At 38.2% G+C, this 20,227-nt stretch carries 21 protein-coding genes; 20 read left to right on the top strand and 1 reads right to left on the bottom strand.

Annotation, left to right across the window (positions count from 1 at the left end):
- Window positions 1-96: 96 nt before the first annotated feature.
- The 7 genes from grpE to deoC all read left to right on the top strand — a co-directional run bounded on the left by grpE (window position 97) and on the right by deoC (window position 7,941).
- Window positions 97-666, top strand: coding sequence for a nucleotide exchange factor GrpE (gene grpE, locus BK574_RS12800; RefSeq protein WP_238458015.1), 570 nt, complete (start codon window positions 97-99; stop codon window positions 664-666).
- Window positions 667-720: 54 nt separating this feature from the next.
- Window positions 721-2,565, top strand: a complete 1,845-nt coding sequence (dnaK, locus tag BK574_RS12795; protein WP_078428860.1) for a molecular chaperone DnaK — start codon at window positions 721-723, stop codon at window positions 2,563-2,565.
- 194 nt (window positions 2,566-2,759) lie between these two features.
- Window positions 2,760-3,878, top strand: a complete 1,119-nt coding sequence (gene dnaJ / locus BK574_RS12790) for a molecular chaperone DnaJ (protein ID WP_075386844.1) — start codon at window positions 2,760-2,762, stop codon at window positions 3,876-3,878.
- Window positions 3,879-3,904: 26 nt separating this feature from the next.
- Complete coding sequence (prmA, locus tag BK574_RS12785) at window positions 3,905-4,843, top strand: 50S ribosomal protein L11 methyltransferase (RefSeq protein WP_078428859.1); 939 nt, start codon at window positions 3,905-3,907, stop codon at window positions 4,841-4,843.
- 68 nt (window positions 4,844-4,911) lie between these two features.
- Window positions 4,912-5,664, top strand: a complete 753-nt coding sequence (locus BK574_RS12780; RefSeq protein WP_078428858.1) for a 16S rRNA (uracil(1498)-N(3))-methyltransferase — start codon at window positions 4,912-4,914, stop codon at window positions 5,662-5,664.
- A 5-nt stretch (window positions 5,665-5,669) separates the two neighbouring features.
- On the top strand, window positions 5,670-7,016 hold the full coding sequence (mtaB, locus tag BK574_RS12775) for a tRNA (N(6)-L-threonylcarbamoyladenosine(37)-C(2))-methylthiotransferase MtaB (protein WP_078428857.1): 1,347 nt from the start codon (window positions 5,670-5,672) through the stop codon (window positions 7,014-7,016).
- Between the two features lie 250 nt (window positions 7,017-7,266).
- Window positions 7,267-7,941, top strand: coding sequence for a deoxyribose-phosphate aldolase (deoC, locus tag BK574_RS12770; protein ID WP_078428856.1), 675 nt, complete (start codon window positions 7,267-7,269; stop codon window positions 7,939-7,941).
- 45 nt (window positions 7,942-7,986) lie between these two features.
- On the opposite strand, the gene BK574_RS12765 is transcribed toward deoC, so the two are convergent.
- A complete protein-coding gene (locus BK574_RS12765) occupies window positions 7,987-8,928 on the bottom strand; it encodes a Na/Pi symporter (RefSeq protein WP_078428855.1) in 942 nt (313 codons plus the stop codon).
- Between the two features lie 301 nt (window positions 8,929-9,229).
- Here BK574_RS12765 and BK574_RS12760 point away from each other — a divergent pair, with 301 nt between their 5' ends.
- From BK574_RS12760 to yqfC, 13 genes are all read left to right on the top strand, one after another.
- Window positions 9,230-10,006: an SDR family oxidoreductase gene (locus tag BK574_RS12760; RefSeq protein ID WP_075386850.1), complete on the top strand. Its 777-nt coding sequence runs from the start codon at window positions 9,230-9,232 to the stop codon at window positions 10,004-10,006.
- A 100-nt stretch (window positions 10,007-10,106) separates the two neighbouring features.
- Window positions 10,107-10,673, top strand: coding sequence for a TetR/AcrR family transcriptional regulator (locus BK574_RS12755; protein WP_078428854.1), 567 nt, complete (start codon window positions 10,107-10,109; stop codon window positions 10,671-10,673).
- Window positions 10,674-10,741: 68 nt separating this feature from the next.
- Window positions 10,742-11,626, top strand: a complete 885-nt coding sequence (locus BK574_RS12750; protein ID WP_078428853.1) for a 3-hydroxyacyl-CoA dehydrogenase family protein — start codon at window positions 10,742-10,744, stop codon at window positions 11,624-11,626.
- An 81-nt stretch (window positions 11,627-11,707) separates the two neighbouring features.
- Complete coding sequence (locus tag BK574_RS12745; protein ID WP_078428852.1) at window positions 11,708-12,115, top strand: acyl-CoA thioesterase; 408 nt, start codon at window positions 11,708-11,710, stop codon at window positions 12,113-12,115.
- Window positions 12,116-12,323: 208 nt separating this feature from the next.
- On the top strand, window positions 12,324-14,099 hold the full coding sequence (locus BK574_RS12740) for an acyl-CoA dehydrogenase family protein (RefSeq protein ID WP_078428851.1): 1,776 nt from the start codon (window positions 12,324-12,326) through the stop codon (window positions 14,097-14,099).
- Between the two features lie 18 nt (window positions 14,100-14,117).
- Window positions 14,118-14,882, top strand: coding sequence for an SDR family NAD(P)-dependent oxidoreductase (locus tag BK574_RS12735; RefSeq protein WP_078428850.1), 765 nt, complete (start codon window positions 14,118-14,120; stop codon window positions 14,880-14,882).
- 15 nt (window positions 14,883-14,897) lie between these two features.
- A complete protein-coding gene (locus tag BK574_RS12730; RefSeq protein ID WP_078428849.1) occupies window positions 14,898-15,677 on the top strand; it encodes an enoyl-CoA hydratase/isomerase family protein in 780 nt (259 codons plus the stop codon).
- Between the two features lie 110 nt (window positions 15,678-15,787).
- Window positions 15,788-15,961, top strand: a complete 174-nt coding sequence (gene rpsU, locus BK574_RS12725; RefSeq protein WP_003323311.1) for a 30S ribosomal protein S21 — start codon at window positions 15,788-15,790, stop codon at window positions 15,959-15,961.
- A 22-nt stretch (window positions 15,962-15,983) separates the two neighbouring features.
- Window positions 15,984-16,427: a GatB/YqeY domain-containing protein gene (locus BK574_RS12720; protein WP_075386857.1), complete on the top strand. Its 444-nt coding sequence runs from the start codon at window positions 15,984-15,986 to the stop codon at window positions 16,425-16,427.
- Window positions 16,428-16,608: 181 nt separating this feature from the next.
- Window positions 16,609-17,961 carry an NfeD family protein gene (locus tag BK574_RS12715; protein WP_238458014.1) on the top strand — a complete coding sequence of 451 codons (1,353 nt, stop codon included), beginning with the start codon at window positions 16,609-16,611 and terminating at the stop codon, window positions 17,959-17,961.
- 3 nt (window positions 17,962-17,964) lie between these two features.
- A complete protein-coding gene (gene floA, locus BK574_RS12710; protein ID WP_075386858.1) occupies window positions 17,965-18,963 on the top strand; it encodes a flotillin-like protein FloA in 999 nt (332 codons plus the stop codon).
- Between the two features lie 23 nt (window positions 18,964-18,986).
- A complete protein-coding gene (locus BK574_RS12705; RefSeq protein ID WP_078428847.1) occupies window positions 18,987-19,511 on the top strand; it encodes a hypothetical protein in 525 nt (174 codons plus the stop codon).
- A gap of 412 nt (window positions 19,512-19,923) precedes the next feature.
- Window positions 19,924-20,208 (top strand): sporulation protein YqfC, encoded by a 285-nt coding sequence (yqfC, locus tag BK574_RS12700; protein WP_078428846.1) that lies wholly within the window; start codon window positions 19,924-19,926, stop codon window positions 20,206-20,208.
- Window positions 20,209-20,227 lie beyond the last annotated feature (19 nt).

Here is a 20,227-nt window from a genome sequence, read left to right as displayed (position 1 = left end):
GGTAATATTGACAATTAGTTGTGGGGGGTGTTTTTCCCACAGCTAAAAGTCATGTCATTCTACTATATGACTTTTAAATTATGGGAGGTGAACAGGTTGGAACAAGAAAAAAATCAAACCGAAACTATCGTTGAGGATCAAAATAACGATGAAGTAAATGAACAACCTGAAAGTGATGTTGAACAAACGGAAGTTACAGAGGAACTTTCGGAAGAACAACAAAAAATAAATGAACTAGAACAACAAGTATCAGATTTAAATAGTCGTTTGTTACGAACTCATGCCGACTTCGATAACTTCCGTCGTCGTACGAAAGAAGAGAAAGAAGCGGCTGCTAAATATAGAGCACAAAGTCTAGTCGAAGAATTATTATCAGTATTAGATAATTTTGAGCGAGCTTTAGCGGTTGAGCCAACAAATGATGAAACAAAGACATTACTACAAGGAATGGAAATGGTTCATCGTCAACTTCAAGATGCGATGCAAAAAGAAGGTGTCGAAGTTATTGAAGCTGTGGGACAAACATTTGACCCGCATTTACACCAAGCGGTAATGCAAGTGGATTCGGATGAACACGAACCAAATACGGTCATTGAAGAATTCCAAAAAGGGTATAAGCTAAAAGATCGAGTGATTAGACCGTCGATGGTTAAAGTCAATGGTTAACCACTACATATAAGATTAAAAAATTGAATTGATTTGAAATGGAGGAGTTACAAAATGAGCAAAGTTATCGGGATAGACTTAGGTACAACAAACTCATGTGTTGCAGTTATGGAAGGTGGAGAAGCGGTTGTCATTCCTAATGCAGAAGGAAACCGTACGACGCCTTCAGTTGTTGCGTTTAAAGATGGTGAGCGTTTAGTTGGGGAAGTGGCAAAACGTCAAGCGATTACAAACCCAAATACTGTAATTTCAATCAAACGTCATATGGGTACAGACCATAAAGAAGAAATCGAAGGCAAACAATTTAGCCCTCAAGAACTATCAGCTATCATTTTACAAAAATTAAAATCAGACGCTGAAAGCTATTTAGGTGAGACTGTAACAAAAGCGGTTATTACAGTTCCGGCTTATTTCAACGACGCTCAACGTCAAGCTACTAAAGACGCTGGTAAAATTGCTGGCTTAGAAGTTGAACGTATTGTCAATGAACCAACTGCAGCGGCACTTGCATACGGTTTAGAAAAAGAAGAAGATCAAACAATCCTTGTATATGACCTTGGTGGTGGAACGTTTGACGTTTCAATCCTTGAGTTAGGTGATGGTTTCTTCGAAGTTAAAGCGACATCTGGTGATAACAAGCTTGGTGGAGATGACTTTGACCAAGTTATCATTGACTATTTAGTAGAACAATTTAAAAAAGATAACGGTATTGATCTTTCTCAAGATAAAATGGCGATGCAACGTTTAAAAGACGCTGCTGAGAAAGCGAAAAAAGATCTTTCTGGTGTAACACAAACTCAAATTTCACTACCATTCATTACGGCTGATGCAACTGGTCCAAAACACTTAGAGTTAAGCTTAAGCCGTGCTAAATTTGAAGAGTTATCAGCTGACTTAGTTGAGCGTACATTAGGCCCAACACGTCGTGCACTTCAAGATTCAGGTCTTTCTGCTAGCGAAATCGACCGTGTAGTTCTAGTTGGTGGATCAACTCGTATCCCTGCGGTTCAAGACGCAATTAAAAAACTAACTGGGAAAGATCCGCATAAAGGAGTAAATCCAGATGAGGTTGTAGCACTTGGTGCTGCGGTTCAAGCTGGTGTGTTAACAGGGGACGTTAAAGATGTTGTTTTACTAGACGTAACACCGTTATCACTAGGAATTGAAACAATGGGTGGCGTATTTACAAAATTAATTGATCGTAACACTACAATTCCAACAAGTAAGTCTCAAACATTCTCAACAGCAGCAGATAACCAAACAGCAGTTGATATCCACGTTCTTCAAGGTGAGCGTGAAATGGCTGCATACAATAAAACATTAGGTCGTTTCCAATTAACGGATATCCCTCCAGCTCCACGTGGCGTTCCACAAATTGAAGTATCATTTGATATCGATGCAAACGGAATCGTTAATGTTAGAGCGAAAGATTTAGGAACGAATAAAGAGCAATCGATTACGATTACGTCATCATCAGGTTTATCAGATGACGAAATCGAAAAAATGGTAAAAGAAGCAGAAGCGAACGCTGAAGAAGATAAAAAGCGTCGTGAAGAAGCTGAACTTCGCAATGAAGCAGACCATTTAGTATTTACAACAGAGAAAACGTTGAAAGATCTTGGTGATAAAGTCGAACAAGCCGAGATTGACAAAGCGAATGAAGCAAAAGATAAAGTGAAAACAGCATTAGAGGGTACAGATCTTGATGCGATCCGTACAGCGAAAGACGAGCTTCAAGAAGTCGTTCAACAGCTATCTACGAAACTTTATGAGCAAGCAGCTCAAGCAGCACAGCAAGCTCAAGGCGAAGCTGGAACCGAAGGTGCAGGTCAACAACAAGCGGGTGAAAATGTATTTGATGCAGAATACGAAGAAGTAAACGACAACGACAAAAAGTAACAGTTCTACAAAATGATATCTCTTTTTGAAAAAGTCAAAGTCAGGCTTTCTTGGCTTTGGCTTTTTCATCTAATAAGGGATAGTAACTCGAAAAGTACAAGAGAAATATTGTCGTTAGTATTTTTCTCAGCCTTTTTGAACGACATCTATTATGGTATGATTACTGTTATGTAAAAAAATCGGGAGTGGATAGGATGAGCAAGCGAGATTTTTATGAAGTGCTTGGTGTAAGTAAAAGCGCTTCAGAAGATGAAATAAAGAAAGCTTACCGAAAACTAGCGCGTAAATATCATCCAGACGTCAATAAAGCCGCAGATGCAGAGGAAAAATTTAAAGAGGTTAAGTCTGCTTATGATACGCTAAGTGATTCACAAAAAAGAGCTCACTACGATCAATTTGGGCATACGGATCCGAACCAAGGCTTTGGTGGCGGTGGTGCAGGTGACTTTGGCGGTGGTTTTGGGGATATTTTCGATATGTTTTTTGGAGGTGGTGGTGGACGTAGAAATCCAAACGCTCCAAGGCAAGGTGCTGATCTTCAATATACGATGACGATTGATTTTAAAGAAGCCGTTTTCGGAAAAGAAACAGAAATTGAAATTCCGCGTGAAGAAACGTGTTCAACATGTACAGGATCAGGGGCTAAGCCAGGAACGAAACCAGAAACATGTTCGCATTGTGGAGGTAATGGTCAGCTAAACGTTGAACAAAACACACCATTTGGACGTATTGTCAACCGTCGCGTCTGTAACCACTGTAGCGGTACTGGAAAATTCATTAAAGAAAAATGTTCAACCTGTGGTGGAGACGGAACTGTAAATAAGCGTAAAAAGTTGAAAGTTCGCATTCCAGCAGGTATTGATCATGGTCAACAAATTCGTCATACAGGTCAAGGTGAAGCTGGCGTAAATGGTGGTCCTCCAGGGGATTTATATATTGTGTTTAACGTTAAGCCACACGAGTTCTTTAATCGTTCGGGTGATGATATTTACTGCGATATGCCAATCACATTTGTGCAAGCGGCCCTTGGAGATGAGATTGAAGTCCCAACATTAGAAGGTAAAGTCAAACTGAAAATTCCTGCAGGTACGCAAACAAGTTCAAGTTTCCGATTACGTGGTAAAGGTGTTCCAAATATTCACGGTCGTGGTAAAGGTGATCAACACGTAAAAGTGAAAGTAATTACACCGAAGAACTTATCGGATAAACAAAAAGATTTGTTACGTGAATTTGGTAAATCAAGTGGAACTGAAGTCGATGAGCAACATGATAACTTCTTTGCAAAAGTAAAGCGTGCGTTTAAAGGTGATTAATTAGATATTGGATGGAGTTGGTAGTATTGAAATGGACAGAGTTTAGTATTCATACGACACAAGAAGCGGTTGAACCAGTCAGTAATATCCTGCATGAAGCTGGAGCTAGTGGAGTAGTAATTGAAGATCCTCATGATTTAATTAAAGATTGGGGAGTCCATCTTGGTGAAATCTACCAACTCTCTCCTGATGATTATCCAGAAGAGGGTGTTATCGTTAAAGCATATTTCCCAGTCAATAGTTTTCTAGCAGAAACAGTGGAAGAAGTGAAAGAAGCGATTAACGGATTACTTTTATATGACATCGATTTAGGATATAACAAAGTAGCGTTACATGAAGTGAAGGAAGAGGACTGGGCTACAGCATGGAAGAAGTATTATAAGCCAGTGAAAATTTCTAACACGATTACGATTAGTCCTACATGGGAAGAATATAAACCTATAAGTGAAGATGAATGTGTCATTGAACTAGACCCAGGAATGGCATTTGGAACAGGGACACATCCAACAACCGTACTCTGTGTTCAAGCACTAGAAAAAGTGATTCAAAAGGGTGACATGGTTATTGATGTTGGAACGGGGACAGGAGTATTAAGTATCGCTGCCGCAAAGCTTGGTGCAGGTCAAGTCATTGCCTTAGACCTTGATGAAGTAGCGGTTGAGAGTGCCAAATTGAATACGCAAATCAATAATGTAGATGATGTTGTGTCGGTTCGTCGGAATAACTTAATCGAAGGAATTGATGGTGAATATAACGTAATTGTTGCTAATATTTTAGCAGAAATTATCGTTCGCTTTGTTCAAGATGCGGCAAGGGTACTTAAACCAGGTGGTAAGTTTATTACTTCTGGTATTATTCAACGAAAGAAATCAGAAGTAAAAGAAGCACTTCTTTCCCATGGATTTGAAATTGAGGAAATAACAGAGATGGAAGATTGGGTAGCTATTATAGCAAAAAGAGTGTAAAATAAACACTATTGTAGTAGAGTTTACTTTTGGAAACATACTAGAAGTGTTAATTAGGTGGAAACGTTATGCAAAGATATTTTGTTGCAAAAGAACAAATGAATGATCATATGGTTCTAATTCACGGTGAAGATGTAAAACATATAACACGTGTAATGCGTATGACTGAGGGCGATCAGATTATTTGCAGTAATAATGCGGATCGCGTTTGTTTATGTGAGATTGATCGTTTTGAAGATGATCAAATTGTCGCATTAATTGTTGAAGATCTTCCGAGTGATAGTGAACTCCCTGTCTTTGTTACAATTGCTCAAGCTCTCCCAAAAGGAGATAAGCTTGATTATGTTATACAAAAAGGAACTGAGCTCGGTGCAGCTCAGTTTATTCCTGTTCAAGGTGACAGGTCTATCGTGAAATGGGATGGAAAAAAGGAAGATAAGCGTCTCGAACGTCTAAGTAAAATTGCCAAAGAAGCAGCTGAACAGTCTCATAGAAGCAGGATCCCATCGATTGATAGTCTCCATAGCATAGATCAATTAATTGCTCGAAAAAAGGAATTTGATTATGTGCTGTTTGCCTACGAAGAAGAAGGTAAGTCTGGTCAACATAAAAAGCTAGCCAATGTTTTGGCAGAAGCGAAGAACGGGGTTTCTCTTCTTTTCCTAGTTGGACCTGAAGGTGGCTTTTCAGCTGCAGAAGCGAAGAAACTGACAGGAGCAGGATTTATTCCTTGTAGCCTTGGTCCAAGAATATTACGAGCGGAAACTGCACCTATGTACATTCTATCGGCTATATCTTATTATTTTGAGTTAGAGAGGTGAAAAGAATGCCTACAGTTGCATTTCAAACATTAGGTTGTAAAGTAAACCATTATGAAACGGAAGCGATCTGGCAACTATTTAAAGCTGATGGCTATGATAAGGTAGACTTTGAAAAAACAGCTGATGTTTATGTTATTAATACATGTACAGTGACAAATACTGGAGATAAAAAAAGCCGACAAGTCATCCGCCGTGCGATTCGAAAAAATCCCGATGCCGTCATTTGTGTAACGGGTTGTTATGCTCAAACATCTCCAGCAGAAATTATGGCGATACCAGGTGTTGATATCGTCGTAGGTACACAAGATCGTACGAAGATGCTGATGTACATTGAACAGTATAAAAAAGAACGTGAACCAATTAATGGTGTAAGTAACATCATGAAAACGAGAGTGTATGAAGAGTTAGATGTTCCTGCATTTACAGATCGGACTCGGGCATCTTTAAAAATTCAAGAAGGATGTAATAACTTCTGTACATTTTGTATTATTCCTTGGGCGCGAGGATTAATGCGCTCCCGTAACCCAGAGGAAGTCATTAAACAAGCGACACAATTAGTGAACGCAGGATACAAAGAAATTGTTTTAACTGGGATTCATACGGGTGGATATGGTGAAGATTTAAAAAATTATAGCCTCGCACGCTTACTTGAGGACCTCGAAAAGGTAGAAGGATTGAAGCGTATTCGGATTTCATCAATTGAAGCGAGTCAAATCACTGATGAAGTCATTGCTGTAATTAATCGTTCCACAAAAGTGGTTCGACACCTTCATATCCCGCTTCAATCGGGCTCTAATAGTGTTTTAAAGAGAATGCGACGTAAATATACGATGGAGTTTTTTGGAGAACGTTTAGATCGTTTGAAAGAAGTATTACCAGGGTTAGCTGTTACATCTGATGTGATTGTTGGTTTTCCAGGTGAAACAGCAGAAGAGTTTCAGGAAACATACGATTTTATCACAAAACATCAATTTTCTGAGTTACATGTCTTCCCTTATTCAAAGCGTACAGGGACACCTGCTGCTCGAATGGAAGATCAAGTTGATGAAGAAGTGAAAAATGAACGAGTTCATCGCTTAATTGAGCTCTCTAATCAGTTGGCGAAAGAATATGCATCCCAATTCGAAGGAGAAGTGCTAGAAGTCATTCCTGAAGAGATTGATAAGGAAGCACAAGAGAACGGTCACTATATCGGTTATTCAGATAATTATCTAAAAGTGAAATTCTCAGCAACAGAAAGTATGATTGGGGAAATTGTAAAAGTAAAAATTACAAAAGCGGGTTATCCATACAATGAAGGGGAGTTTGTCCGCATTGTAGAAAACGACCATCAAATTGTCGTCAATGGATAATCGTTAAAGAGGCTACTCATAAAAAGTTCAAAGCACCTAATGTGAATATAGTAACGATCAGATCGGTATACTATAGCTTGTAATACGGGATGCACTGACACTTTATGAGGAAGTCTCTTTTATTTATATTTTAGGAAAAGGCTAGCATTTGATCATTGGTATAACCCTAATTCGATTCTTGCACAATTGAATTAGCTTGTGCTAGGATGAAACGGTACGTACATCTTTTTTTGAGAGTGAGGAAATACATATGAGTGACAATATCGCTAAAATGATTGACCATACATTACTTAAAGCAGAAGCAACGAATGACCAAATTGTTCAACTATGTGCAGAGGCGAAAGAATACAAGTTTGCATCAGTTTGTGTCAATCCAACCTGGGTAAAAACAGCATATGAACAATTAAAGGATACACCAGAAGTAAAAGTATGTACGGTGATCGGCTTTCCTTTAGGAGCAAACACTTCTGAAGTAAAAGCATTTGAAACCATAAAAGCGATTGAAGAAGGCGCAACAGAGGTAGATATGGTCATTAACATTGGAGCATTAAAGGTAAACAATGACCAGCTCGTTGAAGCAGATATTAAGGCTGTTGTTGAAGCTGCGAAAGGAAAGGCGTTAACAAAGGTTATCATTGAAACGAGTTTATTAACTGATGAAGAAAAAGTGCGGGCTTGTAAGCTATCGGTACAAGCGGGTGCAGATTTTGTTAAAACGTCGACTGGATTTTCTACAGGTGGAGCAACCATTGATGATATTGAGCTGATGAGAAAGACAGTTGGGCCCAATCTCGGTGTTAAAGCTTCAGGTGGTGTTAGAGACCGAGAAGGCGCATTGGCAATGATTGAAGTCGGTGCTACTCGTATTGGAGCGAGTGCAGGAATTGCCATCGTGAACGGTGGGCAATCCCAATCAGATTATTAATCGTAATAAGCAAGCGGGTAATTCAAAAGTAGGTGCATAACCTACTTAAGAATTACCCGTTTTTCCGTGAACAAAAATAATGAATTTAGCATACCAATGAACAAATGGAAGCAGTATGAGGGACGAAATAATGTTAAAAATAGTACTTGCATGAGCAAGTTGCAAACTTGGTAAATGAGTTAAAGAACTAGCTATTTCACTTAGCCATCCAATCAAAGGATAAAATAAAGTAACGCCTAATAAGTTTAGCCAAATGTGAGCAAAAGCAACTAATCTAGCGGATTGCTTCGCGCCTAAACTTGCTAAGAAAGCACTAAAACACGTACCAATATTAGCTCCTAGCATAATCGCAATCCCAGACGGTAAACCAAAGATTTCATCGTTCATAAATCCCATCGCAATAGCTGTAGTTGCTGTACTAGATTGAATAATAGCTGAGAATACGGTTCCTAGGCCAATACCAAACAATTCACTGTTATTTGTCCAAGTAAAAAATGAGTGAGCAAAAGGTAGCGAAGATATTGGATATGCAAGCCCTTCTAAACCGTGCATCGCAACAAAAATACAACCCAATCCAAAAGAGATGCAACCTATAAAGTAAGAAATTTGACTTCTTAAAAACAGTAAGAAAACACCAATTAGTAATAATGGCATAATAAATTTAGAAAGATCAAAAGCTAGAATTTCAAGTGTAATCGTTGTACCGATATTTGTCCCGAGTATAATTCCTATCGACTGTTTAAATGTAAGAATACCTGCTGCAACAAGTCCAACTGTCATAATCATAACCGCACTACTACTTTGAAGAATTGCCGTGATCCCAGCCCCTAACAGCAGCCCTTTCCAAGGTGTGTTTGTCATCCTTTCTAATATATGTTTAAATCGATCGCCCGCTAAATTATGAAGGCCTGCTCTCATAATGGTCATGCCAAATAAAAATAAGGCGATAAAAACAATAAATAATGTAAATAACTCTTTATGAGTCATAAAATCACCTCTTATACATCATATGGACAAGAGGAAACAAGCATGACAACTTCATTGTTTAATTAAAAAATCCTTGAATATTCTGAAAACATAGTCTAATATAAAACATGAATAAGCCTTATCGGGTAGTAATATATTTTTTGCAAAAACATACTAACCGGTTAGTAAGGAAGAGAAGAATACACAGATTAGGATGACAAACACTAGCTTAACAAGAGACTAGAGTAGATCTGTATTACGAACACACCAAACTCTTTCTAAAAAAATTGTAAGGGCTTACAAAAAAAGTGGAGGGATAACAATGCATGTACTAGATTTATTTAAACTAAATGGAAAAACAGCAATAGTAACTGGTGGTGGTAGAGGATTAGGAGAGCAGATGGCGGAAGCATTAGCAGAAGCTGGGGCTAATGTTGTTGTATGTTCTCGTAAACTTGAATCGTGTGAAGAAGTCAGTAGACGCTTGATAGAAGAAAAAGGAGTTCGTTCGTTAGCATTTCAATGTGACGTTAGTAACCCAACAGATGTACAAGACGTTGTTGATGGAACACTCGAGGAGTTCGGAAAAATTGATATTTTAATCAATAATAGTGGAGCAACTTGGGGAGCACCTGCTGTGGATATGCCACTTGAAGCTTGGAAAAAAGTGATGGATGTAAATGTAACTGGAACATTCCTCATGTCACAAGCAGTAGGAAGAGAGATGATTAAGCAACAGTCTGGGAAAATCATTAATATAGCTTCTGTAGCAGGACTAGGTGGCGTCGACCCTCTTATTATGGATGCGGTAGGTTACCATGCGAGTAAAGGGGCTGTTATCACATTTACAAAAGATTTAGCAGCTAAATGGGGCCAGTTTAACATCAATGTTAATGCAATTGCTCCAGGGTTCTTCCCAACGAAAATGTCTAAAGGAATTATGGACACAGGTGGAAAAATGATAAAAGAACGTACACCATTAGATCGTTTTGGCACAGATTATGATTTGAAAGGTGCTGCTGTCTTTTTAGCATCAAATGCATCTAATTTCGTAACAGGCGATGTTCTTGTGGTTGATGGTGGAACACATGTAGTGTAGATAAGAAAAAGTAAAGAATTATCGTACGGTTAAAGGAGTGTGAAGTTTAGTATGATATAAAAGAAAAAACAACAGTTTAGTATGAGGTGGGGTTAGTCCTGTGAAAGAAAAGATTTTTGAAAAGAGCATTGAATTATTTGGTCAAAAAGGATTCAATGAAACATCGATTCAACATATTGTTGATGCTCTAGGTGTTACAAAAGGAACTTTTTATTATTACTTCAAAAGTAAAGAAGAGATACTTTTGGGAATTCATTTAAGTTTCATTGATGATTTGTTAGACAAACAACATCAAATTATGAAGGATGAGAACGCATCCTGTGAACAAAAGTTGTATGAAATTGTTTTTATGTTAATCAAAAATATTGAATCTCAAGCTCAAAGCGCTAGAGTTTTCTTTCGTGAGATGCAAAATCTTTCTGAGGGACCATTATCGCAAATCTTTCCAAAGCGAGATAAATTTCGATTGAACTTACAAAAACTAATCGACGATGGAATTGAAAAAGGTGAATTTCGTAAAGGGTTACAGTCACATATTGTAACTTTAGGAATATTAGGAATGTGTAATTGGAGTTACCACTGGTTCGATCCACAAGGTCCATTAGCTGATAAAACAGTCGCTAAAATTTATATGGATATGATTTTAAATGGTATAAAAGAAGAGTGAAAAAACTTGAGAAAATCTTAATCGATAAAACATACTAACTGGTTAGTATTATAGGGAGGAATAAAAAAATGAATGTAAACGATGTAAAAAAAGTTGCTGTCATTGGTGCAGGTTCAATGGGTCACCAAATCGCTATGTTATGTGCTTTAGGCGGGTTTGAAACGACTTTACAAGATATTCAAGAATCAGCGCTTCAAAAAGCAAAAGAAAGTTTACAGTTTCAAATGAATAAATGGGTCAACAAAGGCAAGATTACCCAAGAAAATCTTGACCGTGTGTTTGAGCGGTTAACGGTAACAACTAGCTTAGAAGAAGCAACAATGACTGCAGACCTTGTCATTGAAGCCGTTGTTGAAAAATTAGACGTCAAGTTGGATTTGTTTGAAAAGCTAGGTCGTCTAGCTCCACCACATGCCATTTTAGCAACGAATAGTTCAACAATCGTTAATTCTAAAATTGCAGCGGTCACCAATCGACCAGACAAAGTTTGTAATATGCATTTCTTTTTCCCGCCACTCGTTATGGATTGTGTAGAAGTGGTAATGAGTGAGCAAACATCTGAGGAGACGGCACAAGTTGCAATGGACGTGTGTGAAAAAATTAATCGAACAGCAGTCCTCTTAAGAAAAGAGATTTGGGGATTTGTTGCGAACCGGTTATTATTTGCCTTAAATAAGGAAGCCGTCAAATTATACGAAGAGGGTGTTTGTGACTATAAAGATATCGATATTATCTGTAAAAAAGCCTTAAATCACCCATTAGGACCGTTTGAATTAATGGACTTATCAGGTATTGACGTTGGTTATTTTGCACAACAAGAACAATACAATGAAACAGGTGACCTGAATGATAAGCCAGCGAAATGTATTGAAGAAAAGGTGAATGCTGGAACACTAGGAAGAAAAACAGGCAAAGGCTGGTATGACTACGAGCAAGTGGGTAGTAAAAAGTAAAATAAGTATAGTATGAGCGAAAAATTAGAACATGTGACAACGGCAGAAGCGTAGCATGGATATGAGGTAGGGTGAAGAGGTATGAAGCATAGCAATTCTGTAAAGGTACGAGTGTGTGAAACAGATGCACTAGGTCATATAAGTAACATCAGTTATTTTATTTACTTAGAAGAAGCGAGAGTAGAGTTTTTTAGGCAACTATCAAGTGGTGACGTAAAAGAAGAGTGGAATATTATATTAGCTCATACGGAGTGCAACTTTGTAAATCAAGGATATTTTGAGGATGTTTTAACAGTTGAAACCTATGTTGAGCGGGTTGGAAATTCAAGTGTTCAATTAATTCACGATATCTATAATCAAAATCGTCAATTAATAGCAAAAGGAAAGGCAACGGTAGTTTACTTTGATTTTGAGCAACAAAGAAGTAAGCCTTTATCAACTGAAATAAGGGAGAAACTTAATCAATTTGCGATAAGTACTCTGTCATAGAAAAATACTGAACGTTTGCAGGGTTTCGTGATGATTTATCCCGCAACAACTGGCAGTAATACCCCCACCTTTTAGCGTAGCGTAGGTGGGAAGTTCTTCTAATCAGATGGAGTCGAAACTCCGTCTGATTCCCCGATGTTCCAGCTTGCTGGAACGAGTTCGCTTTATTCCTTAGCAAAGTAACCTAAAGGTAACAAGGAGGACAAATATGAAAGATACAACATCAAAAGCAAAAGGCGGAAGTTTTCTTATCTCATCATTAGAAGTAGATGAAATGTTTACTCCTGAAGATTTTACCGATGAACATCAGATGATCGGTCAAACAGCAAAGCAGTTTTTAGAACGGGAAGTAGCTCCGAACCATGAAGAGATTGAAAAGCAAAATATCGACAAACTAGTTCCTCTTCTTCAACAAGCAGGAGAGTTAGGCTTATTAGCTCACAGCATTCCAGAAGCATATGGAGGGCTAGGTCTAGACAAGGTAAGTAAAGGGCTTGTAGGTGAAATTCTTGGAAGCTCAGGAAGCTATGGCATTGCCCATTTTAATCATACGTGTATTGCCACATTACCGATTACGTATTTTGGTACGAAGGAGCAAAAAGAAAAGTATTTGCCGAAAATGGCATCAGGTGAATACATAGGTGCCTATTGTTTAACAGAGCCTTCTTCAGGGTCGGATGCTTTATCTGCCAAAACAACAGCAACATTAAATCAAGAAGGAACGCATTATATTTTAAATGGTACGAAAATTTACATTACAAATGCTGGATTTTCACAAACGTTTATTGTTTATGGAAAAATAGATGGTGATAAATTCACAGCATTTATTGTTGAAAAAGATTTTCCGGGTCTCTCACTAGGGCCCGAAGAAAAGAAAATGGGAATTAGTGGCTCATCAACACGATCAGTAATATTAGAAGATTGTCTTGTCCCAGTAGAAAATGTCCTTGGTGAAGTTGGTAAGGGGCATTTGATCGCTTTAAATGTCCTTAATCTTGGACGTTTTAACCTAGGGTCAGCTTGTATGGGGGGAGCGAAAGGAGCATTAAGACTAGCAATTACTCATACGAACGAGCGAAAACAATTTGGAAAAAGAATAGCAGAATTTGGAGCGACAAAAGAAAAGGTAGCGAAAATGGCTGCAAGAATTTATGCAGCTGAATCACTCCAATATCGTACAGCTGATTTGCTAGAAGGTGCATTAGGTGGAGTGTATGACACTGAAGATCAACAACTTGTTACAAACAGAATGATGGAATATGCTTTAGAATGTGCGATTTGTAAGGTCTATGGTTCAGAAACATTAGACCATGTAGTTGATGAATCACTCCAGTTACACGGTGGTTCGGGATTTATTAAGGAATATCGTATTGAACAAGCGTATCGTGACTCACGGATTAACCGAATATTTGAAGGAACTAACGAAATTAATCGATTACTTGTACCAGGAATATTCTTTAAGAGAGCAGGAAAGGGAGAGCTTCCTGGATTCGAAGCTATAAATCTAGCAAAAGAACGTCTTAAAGTAAATCAAGTCGAGGATCGTTTAAATGAATTAACACCAGAATTGCGTGTACTGCAAACGATTCGAGATGCCTTTTTAGTATTAGCAGGAATATCGCATGAAAAGTATGGGACCAAGATAGACGAACAGCAAGAACTTGTAATGGAGCTCGCCGACATCGGAATAGAATTATTTGCTGCCGAGTCAGCGGTCGTCCGTACTGAAAAAGCAATAAAACAGCACGGAACAGAAAAAGAAAAGCTAAAAGTAAACTTAACAAAAGTAGTTACAGAAGAAGCTGTACTAAAAGTACAAACATTAATTAGAGAATTTATCGGGGGTATCGAGTTTTCAGTTGAAACAGATGAGGTATTATCTCTGATTTCTGAACAACTTTCTTCTTACCGAATTGAAAGTCGAATTGCCCGATTTAGAGACATTGCAGCGAGCTTGAACGAAGCTGGTCAATATAATACCTAGAAAAAAGGAGGCGATTTTGTGTCTCGTTTTCAAAATGATGTTGCACTAATTACCGGAGGTGGTAGTGGAATAGGGAAAGAAACGGCCCTTCGGTTAGCAAAGGAAGGGGCAAAAGTTATCCTTGTTGGACGAACAGAATCGAAGCTTAACGATGTGGCAAACGAAATAACCACGACTATTGGAGAAGATGCCGCTACAATTTTCCCAACTGATGTGACTAAGGAAGAAGAAGTTTTAAGATTAGCTAATTTCGTCCGTGATCATATCGGTCGTCTTGATGTCGTTATTAATAACGCAGGTGGCTCAGGTTCTTCGACCATTTTAAAGATGGATATTGAGGAGTGGGACCAAACGCAGGATCGAAATTTAAGAAGTGTTTTTCTAACTTCAAAGTATTTAAGTAAAGTGATGATTCATACAAAAACGGAACATGGTTCAATTGTTAATGTCGCCTCTCTTTCAGGTTATAAGTCAGGTGCTAAAATTCCCCATTATAGTGCTGCGAAGGCTGGGGTTATAAACTTTACGAAGGCACTTGCCAATGAATTAGCACCTTATCAAATTCGTGTAAATTCAGTTTCACCTGGTTTTATAGAAACACCGCTAACTGAAAAAGGGTTAGAGAATGATCAATTTACAGCGGCGATCGAACGAAATACCGCTATGAATAGAATTGGAAAACCCGAAGAAATTGCCAATGTTATTGCATTCTTAGCATCAAAAGAGGCTAGTTATATGACAGGCTCTGACATTCTCGTTGATGGTGGCTGGTTAATTAAATAATAGGGGGAAAAAACGATGAGTAATCAACATTTTTTGAAGCAAATTGAAGCTGGTGTAATGAGGCTATCTTTAAACCGTCCTGAGGCGTTAAATGCATTTAGTGAAGAAATGCTTAGAGGACTAATTAGTTCTATTCAAGAAGCGAAGCAAAATGAAGACATTAAAGTAGTGGTCCTTAATGGATCAGGACGTGCATTTAGCTCTGGTGGGGATGTTAAGAATATGGGGGAAACTTCAGGTACTAAAACTTATGAGTTTGTTGGCATTTTAAATGAACTTATCCTTGAAATTAAGTCACTTAACAAACCAGTAGTTGCTTCTGTACATGGCTTTGCAGCTGGCGCAGGATTTAATTTAGCATTAGCATGCGATTTAATTATAGCTGCCGAAGACACTAAATTCATCCTTAGTTTTGCACAAGTAGGTTTAATCTCAGATGGAGGAGGTTTGTATTTCCTCCCACACGTACTTGGTCCTTATCGAACGAAGGAATTGTTATTTAGTGCTAAGCCATTAGAAGCACAAAAGGCAAAAGAGTGGGGATTAGTCAATGAGATAGTTCCACTTGAACAATTACCAGAAGCTACAGAAACTCTTGCAAACCAATTAGCAAACGGTCCAACGCGAGCGATTGGAATCATGAAACAAATTGCAGACGAAGCCTCTACATTGACGCTAGAAAATGTGTTGAAACGAGAACAAATTACACAAGCGATGATGGTTACGACTGATGATCATTTAGAAGGAGTTCAAGCTTTCATTGAGAAAAGAAAACCAAAATTTAAAGGGAAATAAAAAGTAACTTGTCAAGTTTAGGTTGACCGAAACAGTCTCTTGTATTATAATCAAAAAAGACTTGTTTTTTTCAAGTCGTTAGTTGGTTGTTTCGGAGGGAGGGAAATAAAATGGCAGAAACTCGTGTTCGCAAAAATGAATCGATCGATGCTGCTCTTCGTCGCTTCAAGAGATCACTTTCAAAAGAAGGTACTTTAGCTGAAGTGAAAAAGCGTAAGCACTATGAAAAGCCTAGTGTAAAGCGTAAGAAAAAATCTGAGGCAGCAAGAAAGCGTAAGTTCTAATTCGTAAGAGAGGGTGTATCGATTGAATCTTCTAGATCGTCTTACTGATGATATGAAGGCAGCGATGAAAAGCAAAGAGAAGGAAAAACTCTCTGTTATCCGTATGGTGAAATCTTCGTTGCAAAACGAACAAATCAAACTTGGACGTGAGCTTTCTGAAGATGAAACACTGACGGTACTTAACCGCGAACTCAAGCAACGCAGGGAATCCCTCCATGAGTTTGAAAAAGCCAATCGTGATGATTTAGCTTCTAAGTTGTATGGAGAAATTGAAGTTCTTCAGCAGTATTTACCAGAACAGCTTTCTGAAGAAGAAGTAGCTCAAATTGTACAGGAAACTATACAAGAAGTTGGAGCGACTTCCAAAGCTGATTTTGGAAAAGTCATGGGAGCGATCATGCCAAAGGTGAAGGGCAAAGCTGACGGCGGTCTAGTAAACCGTCTCGTTCAACAGCATTTATCATAAAGTGAGAAAAGTGTCTTGCGTTCATGCAAGGCACTTTTTACTTAGGTCCGCAAAATTTCGGAACAAGCCAGGTCATCTTTTGCCATAAATATTGTTTAATTATTCGTTAAAAAAGTGAAACCTTGTTATACTAATAACGTATATGTACAAAGAGACCAACTTTTAGAAAGGAGGCATGAGCTTGAGAAGTAAGTTGCGGATTCGGTTTTATTTACTTTTAATGGTTACTGCTTTCTGTCTTATCCCATTACAATTATTCGTACATAGTCAAAATCCAACTTCACAACCATTAGTTTACTACATTCCTGTTGAACAGACAGTCGAACGTGGACTAGAGGCGTTTATGAAACGTTCCATTGGAGCTGCACTTGAGGAAGGTGCTGAACATATTGTTTTGGAAATTGATACTCCAGGTGGTGCAGTTGACGCCGCAGGTAATATAGCACGGTTGCTAAGAGAAACGGACATCCCTATAACTGCATATGTGACGAAAGATGCGATATCTGCTGGTGCGTATATTGCACTAAATGCGGATCAGATCGTGATGGCACCTGGAGCACTTATGGGTTCTGCTGGTGTCATTGACTCGGCTGGTAACGCTGCTGAAGAAAAGATGCAATCGTATTGGATTGCTGAAATGGAAGAATCAGCAAAGTTAAATGGTCGTGATCCACTCTATGCAAGGGCAATGGCTGATAATTCTGTTGATTTACCTGAGTACAATGCAGAAGAGGGTCGATTTCTTACCTTAACTTCTGGTGATGCACTTGATGTAGGATATGCCGATGCATTAGCGAGTAATCGTGGAGAGTTACTAGAGTTTTTACAAATCGAAAATGCTTTTGAAAAAGATATGGAAGTAAGCTTTGCAGAACAAGTTGCTCGTTTTGTCACACACCCTGTTGTCATTCCTATTCTCCTATCAATAGGAAGCTTAGGGCTAGTACTTGAACTGTATTCACCAGGGTTTGGTGTGCCAGGTATAATGGGACTTTCTGCATTACTTCTTTTCTTCTTTGGACATTTATTTGCAGGATTTGCAGGATGGGAATCAGTCATTCTTTTTGCAGCGGGTGTTATCTTGATCTTAATTGAAATCTTTGTCCCTGGTTTCGGTATCTTTGGTATACTAGGGATAGGATCAATTATAGGCAGTATGATTTTAGCTTCCTACTCCACCGTAAACATTCTAGTTTCTTTACTAATTGCTGTTGTTATAACAACAATCGTTTCTATATTAATCTTTAAGTATTTTGGTTATCGTGGTCCAATGAAGAAAATTGTTTTTACAGGTGCCACTACGACCGAAGAAGGTTATATTACAAACGTCACTAGAAAAGAACTAGTAGGGCAAATTGGAAAGTCTATTACACCTCTTCGACCGTCAGGAATGGTGTTATTCGGAAGTGACCGTCTTGACGTTATTTCTGAGGGAGGGTATATTGAACAAGGTAAGAACGTTGAGGTAGTTTATACCTCAGGGTCGCGTATCGTAGTAAGAGAAATCAAAGAAAAGTTACAAAGGGAGGAATAAAGAATGCCTACAGGAGATATTTTCTTTCTCATTATTTTAGGTCTAATCATTGTAGCATTAGCAGTTCTATTTACATTTGTTCCAGTCATGCTATGGATTTCAGCACTAGCTGCTGGAGTAAGAATTGGTATTTTTGAATTAGTTGGAATGAGGCTCCGTCGAGTAATTCCAGCGCGTGTTGTAAACCCGTTAATTAAAGCGGTTAAAGCAGGTATTGATTTAAACACAAGTAAGCTAGAAGGTCACTATTTAGCAGGTGGTAATGTTGACCGTGTCGTAAACGCTTTAATCGCTGCACAACGTGCTAATATTGATTTAAGTTTTGAAAGGGCAGCTGCGATCGATTTAGCTGGTCGTGACGTACTAGAAGCGGTTCAAATGAGTGTTAACCCTAAAGTTATTGAAACTCCATTTATTGCGGGTGTAGCAATGGACGGAATTGAAGTAAAAGCGAAAGCGCGTATTACAGTTCGTGCGAACATCGATCGTCTAGTCGGGGGTGCTGGTGAAGATACAGTTATTGCCCGTGTTGGTGAAGGGATTGTATCAACGATCGGTTCAGCAACGAATCATAAAAAAGTACTTGAAAATCCAGATATGATTTCGCAAACTGTTTTATCTAAAGGTTTAGATGCAGGAACCGCGTTTGAAATTCTTTCGATTGATATTGCAGATATAGATATCGGTAAAAACATCGGGGCAGAACTTCAAACAGATCAGGCGGAAGCAGATAAGAAAATTGCACAAGCGAAAGCTGAAGAACGTCGTGCAATGGCTGTAGCAAAAGAACAAGAGATGAAGGCGAAAGTTGAAGAAATGAGAGCGAAAGTTGTGGAAGCCGAAGCCGAAGTACCGATGGCACTTTCTGAAGCGCTTCGCAGTGGTCATATGGGTGTTATGGACTATGTTAACTATCAAAACATTATGGCTGATACAGACATGAGAGATTCTATTGGAAAAGCAACAAATGATGAAGATAATAACCCAAAGCACGGTAAATAATCCTCTCAAAGGAGGAGTTACAATTGCAAATCTTTGATTTTTTATTCGGGAATATATTTTTCGTTTTACTAATATTAGGTGCTTTGTGGAATTTCTTTAGCAGGCAAGCAGAAAATAAGAAAGAAGCAGAGCAAGGGCAAAAGCCAAAAAGAGAACAAGAAATTGATTGGAAAGAAATCTTCCGTCAAGAACAAGCTCCTGTGGAAAGAGAAACTCCTCAACCGACTGTAACAAGAGAAATTGAACCTTCATTTGAACCAATCCATCGAGAAGTAGGTACTGCAGTTAGTGACCGACGTACAGAGATGGAAAGAGTTCGTGATCAATTAGAGGAAAAGCGTAAGAAGTTAAGGCAAACAGAATCAAAATCAATTACGGACGCTGCTATTACCGATTCACCTATTTTCAAAAAAGAAATAGGCAAAAAATCAACCAAACTAGATCTTAATTTCTCTAACATTTCTCAAAAAGAGGCAATGAAAGGAATTATCTGGTCTGAAATATTAGCTAAACCAAAAGCAATGCGTTCTTATTCAAACAAAAGATAATTCGGTTTATAAAAATCGTTAAGGTCAGTTATAAATATTAAATGTAAACCGAGAAGTTAAAGGGTATTGGAAGTTAAATTCCAATGCCCTTTTTTTATTGTATCAGGGATCGAGGAACCAAATAAGGTTAGTTCTAGCCTTATTTGGTTCCAACTCTCGTTTAGAGTACGCCCCGATTAAAGTTAAAGTTTGTCTGAATACAGTATCTTTGAATAGCTGAGTACTAACCTTCTTGTTATCTATAGGTAGCTTTTATAATCGTTCCATTAATAATTGTTTTACTTTAAACGATTACGGATTAGGGTATAACCGTTCTAATTTCCACCTATTCTTAGCAACAAATTGTGTTTTTCTAATTTTCTAGTGATAGTCAATCTCTTCCTGTCATAAAAATGAGAGGAGAGGAGGTTCTCTGATGAAAAAGTGGCGACAACAAGTGAAGAAATTTCTTACAGACCAAATGGAGCTTCCAGCTGATGTGTTGATGGATTTACCTCGCATTACAATGATCGGTCAAATTCATATTTATATTGAAAATCATCGCGGTGTCCTTCAATTTTCGAACGAAGAGCTCCGTTTATTATTATCTCAAGGCCAGCTCTTAATCAAAGGAGAACAATTTGTCATCAAGACGATACTACCTGAAGAACTCCTATTAGAAGGAAAAATCGATAAAGTAATATTTATCAATGAATAGAACATAGTTAGTAGGAGGA

The sequence above is a fragment of the Alkalihalobacterium alkalinitrilicum genome (assembly GCF_002019605.1).
Lineage (GTDB): Bacteria > Bacillota > Bacilli > Bacillales > Bacillaceae_F > Alkalihalobacterium > Alkalihalobacterium alkalinitrilicum.
This window is presented reverse-complemented; position numbering and strand designations above follow the sequence as displayed.

Excerpts from the sequence above, each read along its gene's own strand:
- dnaK (WP_078428860.1), top strand. The coding sequence starts at position 721 with ATGAGCAAAGTTATCGGGATAGACTTAGGTACAACAAACTCATGTGTT.
- dnaJ (WP_075386844.1), top strand. The coding sequence starts at position 2,760 with ATGAGCAAGCGAGATTTTTATGAAGTGCTTGGTGTAAGTAAAAGCGCT.
- BK574_RS12780 (WP_078428858.1), top strand. The coding sequence starts at position 4,912 with ATGCAAAGATATTTTGTTGCAAAAGAACAAATGAATGATCATATGGTT.
- mtaB (WP_078428857.1), top strand. The coding sequence starts at position 5,670 with ATGCCTACAGTTGCATTTCAAACATTAGGTTGTAAAGTAAACCATTAT.
- deoC (WP_078428856.1), top strand. The coding sequence starts at position 7,267 with ATGAGTGACAATATCGCTAAAATGATTGACCATACATTACTTAAAGCA.
- BK574_RS12765 (WP_078428855.1), bottom strand. The coding sequence starts at position 8,928 with ATGACTCATAAAGAGTTATTTACATTATTTATTGTTTTTATCGCCTTA.
- BK574_RS12760 (WP_075386850.1), top strand. The coding sequence starts at position 9,230 with ATGCATGTACTAGATTTATTTAAACTAAATGGAAAAACAGCAATAGTA.
- BK574_RS12750 (WP_078428853.1), top strand. The coding sequence starts at position 10,742 with ATGAATGTAAACGATGTAAAAAAAGTTGCTGTCATTGGTGCAGGTTCA.
- BK574_RS12745 (WP_078428852.1), top strand. The coding sequence starts at position 11,708 with ATGAAGCATAGCAATTCTGTAAAGGTACGAGTGTGTGAAACAGATGCA.
- BK574_RS12740 (WP_078428851.1), top strand. The coding sequence starts at position 12,324 with ATGAAAGATACAACATCAAAAGCAAAAGGCGGAAGTTTTCTTATCTCA.
- BK574_RS12730 (WP_078428849.1), top strand. The coding sequence starts at position 14,898 with ATGAGTAATCAACATTTTTTGAAGCAAATTGAAGCTGGTGTAATGAGG.
- rpsU (WP_003323311.1), top strand. The coding sequence starts at position 15,788 with ATGGCAGAAACTCGTGTTCGCAAAAATGAATCGATCGATGCTGCTCTT.
- floA (WP_075386858.1), top strand. The coding sequence starts at position 17,965 with ATGCCTACAGGAGATATTTTCTTTCTCATTATTTTAGGTCTAATCATT.